Genomic DNA, 16577 nt, shown 5'->3' with positions numbered 1-16577 from the left:
GCAGGCAAGCGCGCACCGCTTGCCTGCTTTTTCGTGAGGGCAGATGGACGAACTGCCGCTCATAGGGGCTATCCTGCTGGCCGCTTCAGTCCCAGTCGGCAGGATTGGCCCGTTTTTCGACGACAGTGTTGAGCGAAAGGAGAGGCCCCCGATGTATGTGATGACGCAGTCCGGTTGGCTGGAAGTCATTTGCGGCAGCATGTTTTCCGGCAAATCGGAAGAACTGATCCGCCGCATCCGCCGCGCCCAGTTTGCCAAACAGGAAGTGAAAGTGTTCAAACCGACGATTGACAACCGCTACAGTGAAGATGCGGTCGTGTCGCACAACGGGAATTCAGTGATCGCCATCCCGGTCGCAACGCCGGCAGAACTGTTTCGTTATATTTCCGCTACCACCGATGTTGTTGCCATTGATGAAGTACAGTTTTTTTCTGATGACATTATTGATGTCGTGCAAACGCTCGCGGATCGTGGCTATCGCGTCATCGCCGCCGGGTTGGATCAAGACTTCCGCGGCGAACCGTTCGGACCGGTACCAGCGCTCATGGCCCTCGCCGAATCGGTGACGAAACTGCAAGCAGTCTGCACCGTTTGCGGCTCCCCGGCTAGCCGGACGCAACGGCTCATTAACGGTGCACCCGCCTCTTATGACGATCCGATCATTCTTGTCGGCGCGAGTGAAGCGTACGAACCGCGTTGCCGCCATCACCACGAGGTGCCGGGCAAACCAAAAAAGCAGCATGATCATCCGTTTGCTGAACGCGCCAGTGAGTGAAGGGATTCGGTTGGAAATACAGGAAATTAACGCGCTGCACCAGCATGTGCTCGAAGCCTTCATGGCTGGCCAAAAGTGCTGATAAGTAATGGAAAAAGATGACGATATGCCAAACATCTCAAGCTGTTTGTTCACCGAATGCGTCAATCAGTAGCGATGACACGGCGCACTCCGGCTGTTTCCATCGCCACTCTGCTGGATATTATGAACAAACGACACAGCTGCTCGTAAACGATGGATTGGTCTTACCCCACGTTCGCTTCATTTGAACGTGGGGTTCTCTCGTTCGGAGAGGATAAATATTATGACTTGTCACGGGCATCCTAACAGCAGGGAGGCGAAAACAATGAAACGCATTTGGTTGTTAGGATTTGCCTTGTTGCTTTCTGCCTGCTCGTTAAATCCAGATCAATCGTCTTACCGCCAGCAAAGCGAAGATAAAAATGGTACGCAGCTCATGACGGATGGCCGGCCGAAAACGGATGCGGATCGCGACTTGTACAACAACTTTGACGACCCGGAAAAAACGCGGCAAAACCCGAACTTCATTAGTTTGGCCGAAGGAAGTGAAAACCAGCGCGTTAATACGCGTAAAGCAGTGCAACTCATTGAGCGGTATACCGATTACCGCGTCAACTCCATTTGGTTTCACGGCGACAATATGTATGTGACAGTCAACGTGCCTGACACGTTGTCTGCCAAAGAGCGGCAGCGTGAGGCGAGCCGCATCGATGAACTGCTGACAAAAGCGATTCCGACGTACGAAATCATCGTACGCTTGAATTAAACGCTCCCGCTTACGAAAAGCGGGGGTTTTTGTTTGGTTTTGTTTCATGATATAATTTAAAATTAGACTGTGCTGAAAAACAGAGGTGAATGCTGTGTTTGATCGGTTAGAAGCTGTTGAACAACGATATGAAAAATTAAACGAGCTTTTGATGGATCCAGCCGTTATCAACGACCCGAAAAAGTTGCGCGATTATTCGAAAGAGCAGGCTGATTTGACTGAAACGGTGCAAACGTACCGTGAATACAAGTCCGTTCGCAGTCAGCTCGCGGAAGCGAAGGCTATGCTGGAAGAAAAACTTGAGCCAGAGCTGCGCGAGATGGTGAAAGAGGAAATTGATGAGCTCGAAGAACGGGAAGAAGCGCTCGTTGAGAAGTTGAAAGTGTTGCTTTTGCCGAAAGATCCGAATGATGAGAAAAACGTCATTATGGAAATTCGTGCCGCCGCCGGTGGCGAGGAAGCCGCGCTGTTTGCCGGCGACTTGTACCGGATGTATACGCGCTATGCGGAGTCGCAAGGGTGGAAAACGGAAGTGATCGAAGCAAGCCCAACAGGTCTTGGCGGCTATAAAGAAATCATCTTTATGGTCAATGGGAAAGGGGCGTATTCGAAGCTGAAGTTTGAAAACGGCGCTCATCGCGTCCAACGCGTCCCGGAAACGGAATCAGGCGGACGCATCCATACATCGACGGCAACGGTCGCCTGCTTGCCGGAAATGGAAGAAGTCGAAGTCGAAATTCATGAAAAAGACATTCGCGTCGATACGTACGCCTCGAGCGGGCCAGGGGGACAAAGCGTGAACACGACGATGTCAGCCGTACGCCTCACCCATATTCCGACCGGCATTGTCGTTACTTGCCAAGACGAAAAATCGCAAATTAAAAACAAAGAAAAAGCGATGAAAGTGTTGCGCGCCCGCATTTACGACAAATACCAGCAAGAAGCGCGCGCCGAGTATGACCAAACGCGTAAGCAAGCAGTCGGCACCGGCGATCGCTCAGAGCGCATCCGCACGTACAACTTCCCGCAAAACCGCGTCACTGACCACCGTATCGGGTTGACGATTCAAAAGCTTGACCTCGTGTTAGACGGGCAGCTCGATGAAATTATCGAGGCGCTCATTTTAGACGACCAGTCGAAAAAACTGGAGCAAGCGAACGATGCGTCGTAACGTACATGAGGTCCTCACCTGGGCTTCTTCTTTTTTGCATGCTCATGGAAAGGAAGAGCGGGCGGCCGAGTGGCTATTGTGTCACCATTTGGGCACTGACAGAGCCGGGTTGTTCGCCCGTTGGCGTGAGCCAGTTGAGGAAACGGTGTATGAACGGTTCGCGGCCGATGTGCGCCGCCATGCCGTAGACCATGTGCCGATTCAATATTTGATCGGCCATGAATGGTTTTACGGCCGACCGTTCCTTGTAAACCGCCATGTGTTAATCCCGCGACCGGAGACAGAAGAGCTTGTGCTTGGTGTCTTAGAGCGTCTTCCTCGTCTGTTTGAAGGGCGGGAACGAATTGATGTCGTCGATGTAGGCACTGGCAGCGGGGCGATTGCCGTGACGTTGGCGCTTGAGAATCGCACGCTTTCAGTGACCGCTACTGATATTTCCGAAGAAGCGCTCACAGTCGCCCGGGAAAATGCCGCGCGGCTTGGGGCTCGCATTTCGTTTTTGCGCGGTGACTTATTGCAGCCGCTCATTGAGCAAGGGCAGACAGTCGATGTTGTCGTTTCAAATCCGCCGTACATTCCTGAAACCGATGCCGCTACACTCTCTCCGGTCGTGAAAGACTATGAGCCGCACACGGCGCTTTTTGGCGGCCGTGACGGGCTTGACTTTTACCGCCGCTTCGCTCGCGACTTGCCGCTTGTGCTCGGTACCCCAGCGCTTGCCGCGTTTGAAGTCGGCGCCGGACAAGGAGAAGCGGTCGCCTCACTCTTAGCGGCGGCGTTTCCTGAGGCTGAGATCGAAGTGGCTTTTGACTTGAATGGCAAAGACCGAATGGTCTATATGACAAGAAAAAAATGAGATTCATAGGTTTAAAATGAGGCGGCGCCGTCCACAATGAATGTTGAAAGGACGGTGCCGATAATGGTGATCAGGGGAAATTCCATCGCTGTATGTTTATATATCATTCTATTAATAACAGGCGTCCTCGTTCATCTATACGGTCAGCAGACGGATGCGGGGGCAAACGCGACGGTCATGGTTCCTAACGAGGCGATTCGCCTGCGCATTTTGGCGAACAGCGATAACGTTGCTGACCAAGAATTGAAGCGAAAAGTGCGCGATGCGGTGAACGCGCAAATTAACGACTGGGTGGCCGAACTGACGTCGTTCGAAGAAGCGAAGCGTGTCATTCGCTCCCACTTGCCGGACATCGAGCAGACGGTCGCTCGTGTGCTCCGTGATGAGCAAAGCAATCAGTCGTACAAGGTGGAGTTCGGTTCGGTTCGCTTTCCGACGAAAGTGTACGGTAATTACGTTTATCCAGCCGGCACGTACGATGCGGTTCTTATTACGCTCGGGGCAGGAAAAGGGGCAAACTGGTGGTGTGTCTTGTTTCCGCCGCTTTGTTTTCTCGATTTTTCCAACGGTGACGCTGTGATGATGAGAGAGAAAGAGATGCCGACAAACGAGGCAGACAAACCTGCACCAACCGAGACCAATGCGTCTATGAAAGAAAAGCGGAGTAAAAAAGAAGCGGCACAGCCGGACGGACAAGAAGATGAGAGCATCGCGATAGCCATAGGTGAGGAGACTGAACGTCACACAGTGGCTGAGGAAATCAATGAGGATAGTGTGAGCACGAGCGTGAGTGATGGAAATCGAGCTGTGGATGACACGAGCCTTGCTGCGATTGACATCGGCGAAGACGCGAGTGAAGAGAAACAAATGGATAGCGGAAATGCTTCCCCCGTCGTCATGGCTGAGTCGGAGCAGCGGATCGAAGTGAAATTCTTCTTCAAAGAGTTGCTTGCCCACCTTATTCCATAGGCTCATATCCACAATGTTATCCACAAAAACAACAGATTTATTCACAATTTGTGTATAAATGTGGGTAACCGACGAGAGCTAGTTCGGTACTTCTGAGCAAATCCGCCATCTCCAAGGCGATAGAGAAGGTGAAACGATTGAAAACGCATGTTTGGGTTGTGGATAATATTGTTGATAAACAGCAAATTTATCCACAAATACAAGAGGCTGCCGAATGGTTGCGGACCGGAGAAGTGATCGCATTTCCAACGGAAACGGTGTACGGATTGGGAGCAGATGCGGCTAATACGACAGCGGTGGAAAAAATTTTTGCCGCCAAAGGACGGCCGAGCGACAATCCGCTCATCGTCCACGTCGCCAGCCTCGCGCAAGTTGAATCGATCGCTGCATCGATCCCGCCGGTCGCGAAAACGTTAATGGAACGGTTTTGGCCGGGCCCGCTCACCTTAGTGTTGCCGAAACGGGACGGAGCGGTGTCTGAACGGGTGACAGCTGGTCTTTCGACCGTGGCGGTGCGCATGCCGGATCATCCACTGGCGCTTGCCTTGATCGAAGCGAGCGGCTTGGCGCTTGCCGCCCCGAGCGCCAATCGGTCAGGAAGGCCAAGCCCGACGACGGCCGCGCACGTGCTCGCTGATTTGAACGGGCGCATTGCCGGAGTGATTGATGGCGGGCCAACGGGTGTCGGCGTTGAATCGACTGTGCTCGATTGCAGCGGAGAGGTGCCGACGATTTTGCGCCCGGGCGGGGTGACGAAAGAGGCGCTCAGTGAAGTGATCGGCCGCGTTGAAGAGGCTGCCGGAGATGAACAGACAGCGCCGAAAGCGCCAGGAATGAAATATACGCATTATGCGCCGAAAGCACCGCTTTGGATCGCCGCTGGCCCACCGTCGTTTTTGCAGCGGCTTGTTGATGAAAGCCGGGCGGAAGGAAAAACTGTCGGCGTGCTGACGACTGAAGAAAACAAAAACCGTTATGTCGCCGATGTCGTGTTGGCATGTGGAGCGCGTCGCGATTTGGAAACGGTGGCCCAACGCCTGTACGATGTGCTGCGTCAGTTTGATGAGACAGGCGTTAACCTCATTTACAGCGAGGCGTTTCCGGAGGAGGGGATCGGCGCTGCGATCATGAATCGGTTGCGTAAAGCGGCCGGTGGGCGCGTCATTAGCGAATAGCGAAACAAAAGCGGAACGCAGCCCCCCAAAAAAGTGAAGGAGCTAACTGTATAGAGTGACGAGTCCGTTCGATGTGAAAGATAAGCGAGGGTGTCTCATTGGTTTGGAGACACCCTCTTTTTTCACTCTTGCATATGAAATCGCCTCGCTTCTCCTCTATCACTCGTTTGCTTCTAAACGATGCTGGACGTGCATATGTTAGCAGTAAGGCTAGTCCGGGAGGGAAGGGAATGGGCGCGTTAATCGGCGAAATGATCGCGCTGTCGCTGATGGCGCTTGCGCTAGGCATGGACGCATTTTCGGTTGCCTTAGGAATGGGATTGTTGCGTCTTCGGCTTCGGCAAATTTTTTATATTGGGCTTACGATCGGCTTATTTCATATTTTCATGCCGCTTGTCGGTATGGCAGTCGGCCGCTTTTTGTCGCGCGAGTTCGGTAGCATCGCTACATATGCGGGCGGGGTGTTGCTATTATGGCTTGGCGGGCAAATGATCGTTACATCCTTTCAGCAGGAGGAAGGGACTTCATTCTTGCCGCACGGGGCGGGGCTGCTTTTTTTTGCATTCAGCGTCAGCCTCGACAGCTTTTCGGTCGGGCTAAGCCTTGGCATTTTCGGGGCACGGACGATGGCGACGATCCTCCTGTTCGGTTTGTTCAGCACGGTCTTGACTTGGATCGGGCTGCTGGTGGGCCGACATTTTCGGCAATGGCTCGGTTCGTACAGTGAGGCGCTTGGCGGCAGCATTTTGCTTGTGTTCGGGCTGAAGCTGCTTTTTTCGTAAAGAATCATGGCAGGTGGTGCCAACCTTTTCACTTCAGTGGGAAAAAGTGGACTGCCCGCTTTTTTTTGTTCTTTTCCCTATGGTATATTGTTGATAAGCCATTGTTATGGTAAGCCATTGTTGAAGAGGTGGTTGTCATGCCGTACCGCATTTTGTTCGTCTGCACCGGCAATACGTGCCGGAGCCCGATGGCTGCCGCGCTTCTTGAGAGCAAGCAGCTGCCCGGTGTCGAGGTGAAATCGGCCGGTGTATTCGCTGCGGAAGGAAGCGAAGCGTCCAACCATGCGAAAACGGTATTGAAAGAAAAGGGGATTGACGCGTCCCACCGTTCTTCGCTGTTAAAAAAAGAACATATTGACTGGGCAACGCACGTGCTGGCGATGACGTCTGGACATAAAGAGATGATCGTCGGACGTTTTCCGGAGGCGAAAGATAAAACATTTACGTTAAAACAGTTCGCTTCAGGAACAGACGGTGACATCGCCGACCCGTTCGGTGGCTCGGTTGAGGTGTACCGGGCAGCTCGCGATGAGTTAGCGGCGCTTATTGACCGCCTGGCGGAAAAATTGCAAGAGAAACAATAATATCACGTGGTTAATGAGGGGGAAAACAATGGGGGGAAAACGCCGTTCGTTTGGCTTGCGTCTGAAGCTTGTCGTCTTTACAACAGTGCTAGCAATTATTACATATTCGACGAGCGCCTTGTACTTGTACGTGTTGTATGATTGGTGGTTTGCATCATTCAACAAAAGCGTCTTCACGATTGTTGTGTTGCTGCTCGGCATTTTTTGGTCAGGAGTGCTCGCCTATGTCGCCGCTGGCTGGATTACGAAGCCGCTGCAACATCTCGAGGAAGCGGCCACTAAGGCGGCTAGCGGGCATATTGAAGAAGACGTTCCGCTTCCTTCATCCAATGATGAAATTCGTTCGCTTGCTGTCGCTTTTAACCACATGCTTCATCATCTGCGCATCGTGATCACTAACATTGAAGAAAATACAGCACGTACAAATGAGAAGACATCGGAAATGAGCCAAGCATCTGAAACAGCGGCAAACCGCGCTCGCGATATTGCGGCGACGATTGATGATATTTCGAAAGGGGCAACCGCTTCAGCGGAAGCGATTCAAGAAGCGGCTGAGGCCGCTGAAGATGTGCTCGCCATTGCCATACGGGTACAAGAAACGGCGGAACGTGCGGAACAGTCCGTACATGAGATGGCAGAAACGCTCAAGACAAGCCAAGATATCACTCATTCGCTCATCAATGGCATCGGGCAGCTGGCCGACGATCAAGAACTGTCAAGAGCCGCTGTCAAACAGCTTGAGAGACATGCCCATCAAATCGGAAACATTACATTGCTTGTTGCCGATATGGCTGAGCAAACGAACTTGCTAGCACTCAATGCTTCGATTGAAGCCGCCCGCGCCGGTGAACATGGCCGGGGCTTTGCGGTCGTGGCCGAAGAAGTGCGCAAACTAGCTGATGAAAGCGCTACGGCAGTGAAACAAATTGCGGAATTGGTCAACAATATTCAAAACGAGGTTGCCCGGGTGGCCATGCAAATGGATAAGCAGGCCGCCACCGCCAACGCTGAGGCGGTCAGAGGCAAGCAGACGAATGAGGCCATTGCCGCTATGGTATCTTCAGCGGGTGAAGTGATTCGCGCCGTCCATGATATCGCTGAGCTGGCGAAAAGCCAAATGAGGCACATGGAGCGGGTGGCGGCACAGACGCAAGAAGTGGCGGCGATCGCTGAGCAGACATCCGCTGGTGCGCTCGAAGTCGCGGCGGCGACCGAAGCACAGACAGAAGCAGTCAGCAATGTGCACAAACTGGCGAACGAGCTTGTCGAACAGGCGGAACAGCTACAGGCGGCAGTCGCCCGTTTTCGCGCCGACTAAAATGACCGGTGCATTCAGAAACGCTGTCGACTTCACTGGCGGAAACAAACGAACCGCACACGATCTAGCATAATAAGGTAACTGTATCGATGAAGCGCTCGCTCCAAAAAGCGGGGAGCGAGGCGAGCAGAAAGGAGACGAACGAACTTGAAAGTAGCAATTGCTTCCGACCACGGTGGAATTCGCATTCGTGAAGAAATTAAAGCACTTCTTGATGAAATGGGCATCGAATATACAGACTTTGGCTGCGACTGTGAAACGTCGGTCGATTACCCGGATTACGCGCTCCCGGTCGCTGAAAAAGTGGCGCGCGGCGAGTTTGATCGCGGCATTTTAATTTGTGGCACCGGCATTGGCATGACGATCGCAGCGAATAAAGTAAAAGGGGTGCGCTGCGCCCTTTGTCATGATGTTTACAGCGCGAAACTGACACGCATGCATAACGACAGCAACATCCTCGCGATGGGCGAGCGCGTGATCGGCCCTGGCTTGGCGCGTGAAATCGCGAAAGCGTGGTTGGAGACGGAATTCGAAGGTGGCCGCCATGCGCGGCGGATCGGCAAAATTGCCGATTACGAAAACGAACATTTGTAAAAGACGCATCGTTTCATAAAAATCGCGGCGTATTAATGAGGGGGAGGGCCATGGACGCACTATTGACCGAATGGAGGCAGCAATGGCAAACCATCTTGCACGCGTTTCAAGAACAGGCGCAGCTTGGTCGCGGTCACATCGTTGTCATCGGCTGCAGTACGAGCGAAGTGCTTGGCGAGCGGATCGGCACGGCCGGATCGATGGACGTTGCTGCCATGCTTTTTGCCGAGCTTGAGGCGTGGCGGCGAGAAGTTGGCATTGAGCTGGCGTTCCAATGCTGTGAACATTTAAACCGGGCGCTTGTCGTTGAGCGGGAGACAGCACGCGCTCACGGGCTCGAGGTCGTTTCCGTCGTTCCGGTGCCGAAAGCGGGGGGAGCAATGGCCGCCTACGCCTATCGACATCTTATGGATCCGGTCGTCGTCGAGGTGATTCGTGCTGACGCGGGGATTGACATCGGCCATACGCTCATCGGCATGCATTTGAAGCCGGTTGCCGTCCCTGTACGCGTTCCGGTGAAGCATGTCGGATCGGCGTGTGTGACGTTGGCGAAAACACGACCGAAGCTGATCGGTGGTGCCCGTGCCGTCTATTCATTGGAAAATCCGAATGATTCCTGTACTTTCTAGTTAGTTTATTCACTTTTTCTTTGGATTTGTCCGATGAAAGCTGATAAAATAAAAACGAATATTCACTGAATTTTGCGTAAGGGGGAGCTATTGATGAACTACTTGCCACAACAAGATCCGCAAGTGTTCGCCGCCATCGAACAAGAGCGGAAACGGCAGCATGCAAAAATTGAGCTAATCGCCTCAGAAAACTTTGTCAGCCGCGCCGTGATGGAAGCGCAAGGGTCGGTGATGACGAACAAGTATGCGGAAGGCTACCCAGGTCGCCGCTATTACGGTGGTTGCGAATACGTTGACGTAGTCGAAGATTTGGCGCGTGAACGGGCGAAGCAATTGTTCGGAGCAGAGCATGCGAACGTCCAACCGCATTCCGGAGCACAGGCGAACATGGCTGTCTATTTCACCGTCCTCAAGCCCGGCGATACTGTGCTTGGCATGAACTTGTCGCACGGCGGGCATTTGACGCACGGCAGCCCGGTCAACTTCAGCGGGGTTCAGTACAACTTTGTCGAATACGGCGTCGATCCGGAAACGCATGTCATTGACTATGATGATGTGCGCGAGAAAGCGCGCCTTCATCGGCCGAAGCTGATTGTCGCCGGCGCAAGTGCCTATCCGCGCGTCATCGATTTTGCCAAGTTCCGGGAAATCGCTGATGAAGTCGGCGCCTATTTAATGGTTGATATGGCCCATATTGCCGGTCTTGTTGCGGCAGGTCTTCATCCGAATCCAGTGCCGTATGCCCATTTTGTCACGACGACGACGCATAAAACATTGCGCGGCCCGCGCGGCGGAATGATTTTATGCCAAGAGCAGTTTGCGAAACAAATCGACAAATCCATTTTCCCTGGCATTCAAGGCGGCCCGCTTATGCATGTCATTGCCGCGAAAGCAGTCGCACTTGGTGAGGCGCTGCAAGATGACTTTAAAGTATACGCAAAGCGCATCATCGACAACGCTCAACGCCTTGCAGCCGCCTTGCAAAAAGAAGGGTTCACTCTTGTTTCCGGCGGCACGGACAACCATTTGCTGCTTGTTGACTTGCGCCCGCAACAGCTGACAGGGAAAACAGCGGAGAAAGTGTTGGATGAAGTCGGCATTACCGTCAATAAAAACACAATTCCGTATGATCCAGAAAGCCCGTTTGTCACGAGCGGCATCCGCATCGGTACAGCCGCGGTTACGACGCGCGGTTTTGGTTTGGAAGAAATGGATGAAATTGCTTCCCTTATCGGTCTTGTGCTGAAAAACATCGACAACGAGCAGGCGCTCGAGGAAGCACGCCAACGCGTCGTTGCCTTAACGGAAAAATTCCCGCTCTATCAAGACTAAGGGAACGAAGGGAGCGTTCCGGACAATCGAACGCTCCCTTACCTACGCTCACGCGATGATAAAGGCACACTGCCAATGATCGGTTGGGCAGTGTGCCTTTTCCTTTGCTTCAACGGTTGAACGGGCGCCCGTTTTCCAGTAGAATGTATAGAAGTGTACTGCATACATACGGAAGAGGAGATGACCTATGGCAAAAGTGTATGTATTTGACCATCCGCTCATCCAGCATAAACTGACGTACATTCGCGACAAGCATACAGGTACAAAAGAGTTTCGCGAACTCGTTGAAGAAGTGGCGACGTTGATGGCGTTTGAAATTACGCGCGACCTTCCGCTTGAGGAAGTGGAGATCGAAACTCCTGTCAGCCGGGCGAAAGCGAAAGTCATCGCCGGCAAAAAGCTTGGCGTCATCCCGATTCTGCGCGCCGGTATCGGCATGGTTGACGGCATCTTGAAGCTTATCCCGGCGGCAAAAGTCGGCCACGTCGGCCTGTACCGCGATCCGGAAACGCTCCAGCCAGTAGAATATTACGTCAAATTGCCAAGCGATGTCGAAGAACGTGATTTTATCATCGTCGATCCGATGCTCGCGACCGGTGGCTCGGCGGTGGCGGCGATCGAAGCATTGAAAAAGCGGGGGGCTAAAAGCATTAAGTTCATGTGCCTCATCGCGGCACCGGAAGGGGTCAAAGCGGTTGAAACGGCGCATCCGGACGTCGATATTTACATCGCTGCCCTCGATGAGCGGCTGAACGACCACGGCTATATCGTCCCCGGTCTTGGCGATGCTGGTGACCGACTGTTTGGAACGAAATGACAGTCGATGAGACAGGACGCCACGCATACGACGAAGAATAGGGTGCCCGCAATGGTCGGGACACCCTTTTTACATATGGAAACATTCTTGGTTATGACGACTATCAGCTTCGCCTACCATGCAGGGAGCTTCAAGAACTAGGTCAGGCAGAAAGAGTAGATAAAAATAAAATATATCATTATACGTGATATTTGTGAAAAGAAAATGAGAAATTGTCACAAATTATTAATATTTGCCCTGTGTGAATGTGGTTTTATGTGGAAACACATTGACATTAACCTAGTGGTATTGTATGCTTTACAGGGGACATATTGTGAGGGTTTTCACTGTCTGAAATCCCCCTTTCCTATCGGTTAGAGAGGTATATGGCCTATGAAAAAAAATGACCGCCACCCGTTTCGGGCTATTGGGTTAATGTCGGCAATTACATCACAGCTTGTCGGCTGTACGTTAGTCGGTTTGTTCGGCGGAAGATGGGCCGATCGACAATTAGACAGTGAACCGCTTTTTTTAGTTATTGGCCTGTTGCTCGGTTTGGCAGCGGGAGTTTTTGCCACGCTAAAAACAGTCCGACGCTTTTTTGAGGAATAAGAAGCCATGCTTGACATGATCGTGAAACGAATGCAAAAACAACTGTTTATATTGATGGCTTGTTACGCGTTAGGGTCGATATGGACAAAGTATGAAGCATGGTTTTTTAGTCTGCTCGTCGGCACGGCGGCAGGGTTGTACAGCATACGGCTGTTAGCCCGGCGTGTAATCAAAGTCGGAGAAGCGATCGCTGATGGGCGGCGTCCGCCATCACTAGGGACAATGGTTCGGTTTGCATTGGCTATTGCAGTCGCGCTGCTTGTGTCCCGTTACCCCCAACATTTGTCGATGGTGCCGGTTGTCATCGGCCTGTCCACCCCATACATTTTGTTGGTAGTAAATCATTTTTTACATAATGATCAATCAGTTACATAGAAAGTGAGGTGAACGATGATGGATCATAAGGCGCCACTTTATGAATTGTTTGGTCTCACATTTAACTTGGCCAATGTATTGATGGTGACCATCACTTGTATCATTGTATTGGCCATCGCTATTGCGGCAACGCGCAATCTTTCGATGAGGCCGACAGGGTTGCAAAACTTTATGGAATGGGTTGTCGATTTTGTGAAAGGAATCATTAAAAGCAACATGGACTGGGAGACAGGGGGGCGTTTTCATTTACTCGGTTTGACGCTCATTATGTATGTCTTTGTCGCTAATATGTTAGGTCTTCCGTTCTCCGTGGTTGTCCATGATGAATTATGGTGGAAATCACCGACAGCTGATCCGGCCATTACGTTGACGTTGGCTGTGATGGTTGTAGCCCTTTCCCACTATTACGGCATTAAATTGCGCGGTGCTTCTGAATATTTAAAAGGTTTTACAAGCCCAATGTGGTTTATGTTTCCTCTCAAAATCATTGAAGAATTCGCCAATACATTGACACTTGGTCTCCGTCTTTACGGAAACATTTTTGCCGGCGAAATTTTGCTTGCATTGCTTGTCGGGGGGCTGGCCACCGGTGTCGGAGGAACGATTGCCGCAATCATTCCGACAATGGTATGGCAAGCATTCAGTATTTTCGTCGGGGCCATTCAAGCATTCATTTTCACCATGCTAACAATGGTATACATGGCGCATAAAGTCAGCCATGATCATTAATCTTCATCTTAATACATGTTTGTTTACTATCATTTTTAAAATAAATCAACTTTTTAAGTTAACAAGGAGGATATCTCAATGGGTGTATTAGCTGCAGCAATTGCTATTGGTCTTGCCGCACTTGGTGCGGGTATCGGTAACGGTTTAATCGTTTCTCGTACAGTAGAAGGAATCGCACGCCAGCCTGAAGCGCGTGGTATGTTGCAAACAACGATGTTTATCGGGGTTGCGCTTGTTGAGGCGATTCCGATCATCGCGGTCGTTATCGCATTTATGGTACAAGGAAGATAACGAATGGGGAGCGCTTGTTAACGAAATGTTAACAAGCGCCTTCAACAAAAAGAAAGGTCAAAGTCATGATGGCGAAGATCATTCGGTAAGAACCTTCGCCATTGCTTTATGTATAGCCTTGACATAGAGGAACGACCGATCAAGCAATGTCCGGTCAAGACGCAACGGCCGAAAGGAGTGAACGAAAACATGTTAGCAGCATTACAAACAGCGGCGCTCGGCGCAGCGGCTGGGCACGGCGCGGTCAACAGCGGGGACATCATTTTTCAGCTTGTCGCGTTTATTTTGTTGATGCTTTTGCTTCGCATATTTGCCTGGGGACCGCTCATGGGCGTCATGAAGCAACGTGAAGAGCATATTGCCAATGAAATCGACCAAGCGGAAAAACGCCGCCAAGAGGCAGAAAAGCTGCTTGAGGAGCAACGTGAGCTGCTGAAGCAATCGCGCCAAGAAGCGCAAACAATCCTTGAAAATGCTCGCAAGCTCGCCGAAGAGCAGAAGGAACAAATCGTCGCCTCGGCCCGTGCTGAAGCAGAGCGGGTGAAAGAAGCGGCGAAGCAAGAAATCGAGCGTGAAAAAGAACAGGCGATGGCTGCGCTCCGCGAACAAGTGGCTTCGTTGTCTGTCCTCATCGCCTCGAAAGTGATTGAAAGAGAATTGACCGAACAAGACCAGCGCAAGCTGATCGAAGCATACATTAAGGACATTCAAGAGGTAGGAGGAGCGCGATGAACCAAGAAGTGATCGCTAAACGGTATGCATCCGCTCTGTTTCAAATCGCGCTTGAACAACAGCAGCTGGACCAAATCGAAGAAGACATTCGCGCCGTGCGCCAAGCGTTGGCGGAAAACGGCGAGTTTTTATCGCTTCTTTCCAATCCGAAACTTTCCTTAGACAAGAAAAAAGCGCTCGTTCGCGAAGCGTTTGCCGGCGTTTCCGCTCCGGTGCAACATACGCTTTTGCTTCTTCTTGAGCGCCATCGCTTCGGCATTGTGCCTGAACTGGCCGAGCAGTTTATCGCCCTCGCTAACGACGCACGCGGTATCGCTGAGGCGGTCGCCTATTCGGCACGGCCGTTGACGGATGAAGAACTGCAGGCGCTTTCTGACGTATTTGCCAAAAAAGTTGGCAAAGAAACGCTCCGCATTGAAAATATCGTCGACCCGGAACTGATTGGCGGCGTGAAGTTGCGCATCGGCAACCGCATTTATGACGGCAGCGTCAGCGGACAGCTAGAACGGATTCAGCGGCAGCTCATTAGTTAACATTAGGAGACAGGGGTGAAAGGCATGAGCATTAGAGCGGAAGAAATTAGCGCGCTCATTAAGCAGCAGATTGAAAACTACGAATCGCAAATCCAAGTGAGCGACGTCGGTACCGTCATCCAAATCGGCGACGGGATCGCCCGCGTTCACGGACTTGATAACGTCATGTCCGGCGAGCTCGTTGAATTTGCCAACGGCGTTATGGGCATGGCGCTTAACTTGGAAGAAAACAACGTCGGTATCGTTATTTTAGGACCATACACAGGCATTAAAGAGGGAGACGAAGTACGCCGTACCGGTCGGATTATGGAAGTGCCGGTCGGGGAAGCGCTCATCGGTCGCGTCGTCAACCCGCTCGGTCAGCCAGTTGACGGCTTAGGCCCAGTGGAAACGACGGAAACGCGCCCGATTGAAAGCCCAGCGCCGGGCGTTATGGATCGGAAATCGGTTCACGAGCCGCTGCAAACCGGGATTAAAGCGATCGACGCTCTCGTGCCAATTGGGCGCGGGCAGCGCGAGCTTATTATCGGTGACCGCCAAACAGGGAAAACGGCTGTAGCCATTGACACGATCTTGAATCAAAAAGGCCAAGACATGATTTGTATTTACGTCGCCATCGGGCAAAAAGAATCGACGGTTCGTACGGTTGTTGAAACGCTCCGTAAACACGGTGCGCTCGACTATACAATCGTCGTCACCGCTTCGGCATCGCAACCGGCTCCGCTCTTGTTCTTGGCGCCGTATGCCGGTGTATCGATGGGCGAGTATTTCATGTATAAAGGGAAACACGTCTTAGTTGTCTACGACGACTTGTCGAAGCAAGCCGCTGCGTACCGCGAACTTTCGCTGTTGCTTCGTCGTCCGCCAGGCCGTGAAGCATACCCGGGGGATGTCTTCTACTTGCATTCCCGCCTGCTCGAGCGCGCAGCGAAATTGAGCGATGCCAAAGGGGCTGGCTCCTTGACTGCGCTTCCGTTCGTCGAAACGCAAGCGGGCGACATCTCCGCCTACATTCCGACGAACGTCATCTCGATCACGGACGGACAAATCTTCTTGCAATCGGACTTATTCTTCTCAGGCGTCCGCCCGGCGATCAACGCAGGGTTGTCTGTTTCGCGCGTCGGTGGTGCTGCGCAAATTAAAGCGATGAAAAAAGTATCGGGGACGCTCCGTTTGGACTTGGCGGCGTACCGTGAATTAGAAGCGTTCGCCCAATTCGGTTCCGACCTTGATAAAGCGACGCAAGCGAAGCTCGCTCGCGGAGCGCGCACGGTTGAGGTACTGAAACAAGACTTGCACCAACCGATTCCAGTCGAAAAACAAGTCGCTATCATTTACGCTCTGACGCGCGGCTTCTTGGATGACATTCCGGTCGAAGACGTGCGCCGTTTTGAAAAAGAATTTTTCTTGTGGCTCGACCAAAACGGGCAGCACTTGCTTGAACACATCCGTACGACGAAAGATCTTCCGAATGAGGAAGATTTCAATAAAGCGATCGAAGCGTTCAAGAAAACGTTTGTCGTTTCTCAATAAGGCT

At 52.0% G+C, this 16577-nt stretch carries 20 protein-coding genes; all 20 read left to right on the top strand.

Annotated elements, in window-relative coordinates:
• Positions 1-151 precede the first annotated feature (151 nt).
• The 20 genes from IC804_RS09140 to atpA all read left to right on the top strand — a co-directional run bounded on the left by IC804_RS09140 (position 152) and on the right by atpA (position 16573).
• On the top strand, positions 152-775 hold the full coding sequence (locus IC804_RS09140; RefSeq protein WP_008880714.1) for a thymidine kinase: 624 nt from the start codon (positions 152-154) through the stop codon (positions 773-775).
• Positions 776-1121: 346 nt separating this feature from the next.
• Positions 1122-1562 carry a hypothetical protein gene (locus IC804_RS09135; RefSeq protein WP_008880713.1) on the top strand — a complete coding sequence of 147 codons (441 nt, stop codon included), beginning with the start codon at positions 1122-1124 and terminating at the stop codon, positions 1560-1562.
• A gap of 94 nt (positions 1563-1656) precedes the next feature.
• Positions 1657-2733, top strand: coding sequence for a peptide chain release factor 1 (prfA, locus tag IC804_RS09130; RefSeq protein ID WP_008880712.1), 1077 nt, complete (start codon positions 1657-1659; stop codon positions 2731-2733).
• Complete coding sequence (gene prmC, locus IC804_RS09125; RefSeq protein WP_081157428.1) at positions 2723-3589, top strand: peptide chain release factor N(5)-glutamine methyltransferase; 867 nt, start codon at positions 2723-2725, stop codon at positions 3587-3589. Before prfA ends, prmC begins: the two co-directional genes overlap by 11 nt.
• Before the next feature lie 36 nt (positions 3590-3625).
• Positions 3626-4558, top strand: coding sequence for a stage II sporulation protein R (gene spoIIR, locus IC804_RS09120; RefSeq protein WP_081157427.1), 933 nt, complete (start codon positions 3626-3628; stop codon positions 4556-4558).
• 137 nt (positions 4559-4695) lie between these two features.
• Entirely contained in the window at positions 4696-5733 is a 1038-nt protein-coding gene (locus tag IC804_RS09115; protein ID WP_011888406.1) for an L-threonylcarbamoyladenylate synthase, read from the top strand.
• Positions 5734-5963: 230 nt separating this feature from the next.
• On the top strand, positions 5964-6515 hold the full coding sequence (locus tag IC804_RS09110; RefSeq protein WP_008880708.1) for a manganese efflux pump MntP: 552 nt from the start codon (positions 5964-5966) through the stop codon (positions 6513-6515).
• A gap of 137 nt (positions 6516-6652) precedes the next feature.
• Entirely contained in the window at positions 6653-7099 is a 447-nt protein-coding gene (locus IC804_RS09105; RefSeq protein ID WP_060476307.1) for a low molecular weight protein arginine phosphatase, read from the top strand.
• A 28-nt stretch (positions 7100-7127) separates the two neighbouring features.
• A complete protein-coding gene (locus tag IC804_RS09100; RefSeq protein WP_008880706.1) occupies positions 7128-8417 on the top strand; it encodes a methyl-accepting chemotaxis protein in 1290 nt (429 codons plus the stop codon).
• A 147-nt stretch (positions 8418-8564) separates the two neighbouring features.
• Complete coding sequence (gene rpiB, locus IC804_RS09095; RefSeq protein WP_008880705.1) at positions 8565-9011, top strand: ribose 5-phosphate isomerase B; 447 nt, start codon at positions 8565-8567, stop codon at positions 9009-9011.
• A 50-nt stretch (positions 9012-9061) separates the two neighbouring features.
• The gene (locus IC804_RS09090; protein WP_008880704.1) at positions 9062-9640 is read left to right on the top strand and encodes a TIGR01440 family protein; all 579 of its coding nucleotides are present in this window, start codon (positions 9062-9064) and stop codon (positions 9638-9640) included.
• Positions 9641-9733: 93 nt separating this feature from the next.
• Positions 9734-10972, top strand: a complete 1239-nt coding sequence (glyA, locus tag IC804_RS09085; protein ID WP_008880703.1) for a serine hydroxymethyltransferase — start codon at positions 9734-9736, stop codon at positions 10970-10972.
• A 187-nt stretch (positions 10973-11159) separates the two neighbouring features.
• Positions 11160-11789 carry a uracil phosphoribosyltransferase gene (gene upp / locus IC804_RS09080; protein ID WP_029761121.1) on the top strand — a complete coding sequence of 210 codons (630 nt, stop codon included), beginning with the start codon at positions 11160-11162 and terminating at the stop codon, positions 11787-11789.
• Between the two features lie 372 nt (positions 11790-12161).
• Positions 12162-12380 carry an AtpZ/AtpI family protein gene (locus IC804_RS09075; protein WP_008880700.1) on the top strand — a complete coding sequence of 73 codons (219 nt, stop codon included), beginning with the start codon at positions 12162-12164 and terminating at the stop codon, positions 12378-12380.
• A 6-nt stretch (positions 12381-12386) separates the two neighbouring features.
• Complete coding sequence (locus IC804_RS09070) at positions 12387-12755, top strand: ATP synthase subunit I (protein WP_008880699.1); 369 nt, start codon at positions 12387-12389, stop codon at positions 12753-12755.
• An 18-nt stretch (positions 12756-12773) separates the two neighbouring features.
• Entirely contained in the window at positions 12774-13484 is a 711-nt protein-coding gene (gene atpB / locus IC804_RS09065; RefSeq protein WP_011888399.1) for a F0F1 ATP synthase subunit A, read from the top strand.
• A 78-nt stretch (positions 13485-13562) separates the two neighbouring features.
• Positions 13563-13775 (top strand): F0F1 ATP synthase subunit C, encoded by a 213-nt coding sequence (gene atpE / locus IC804_RS09060; protein ID WP_003253662.1) that lies wholly within the window; start codon positions 13563-13565, stop codon positions 13773-13775.
• Between the two features lie 189 nt (positions 13776-13964).
• Complete coding sequence (gene atpF, locus IC804_RS09055; RefSeq protein ID WP_008880697.1) at positions 13965-14507, top strand: F0F1 ATP synthase subunit B; 543 nt, start codon at positions 13965-13967, stop codon at positions 14505-14507.
• Positions 14504-15040, top strand: coding sequence for a F0F1 ATP synthase subunit delta (locus tag IC804_RS09050; protein WP_008880696.1), 537 nt, complete (start codon positions 14504-14506; stop codon positions 15038-15040). Before atpF ends, IC804_RS09050 begins: the two co-directional genes overlap by 4 nt.
• A 24-nt stretch (positions 15041-15064) precedes the next feature.
• Entirely contained in the window at positions 15065-16573 is a 1509-nt protein-coding gene (gene atpA, locus IC804_RS09045) for a F0F1 ATP synthase subunit alpha (RefSeq protein ID WP_011888397.1), read from the top strand.
• The last annotated feature ends 4 nt before the right edge of the window (positions 16574-16577 follow it).

Origin of the sequence: Geobacillus sp. 47C-IIb (assembly GCF_014679705.1) — a bacterium.
Taxonomy (GTDB): Bacteria; Bacillota; Bacilli; order Bacillales; family Anoxybacillaceae; genus Geobacillus; species Geobacillus thermodenitrificans.
The sequence above is the reverse complement of the archived record's forward strand: the minus strand, read 5'-3'. Positions and strand labels throughout refer to the sequence as shown.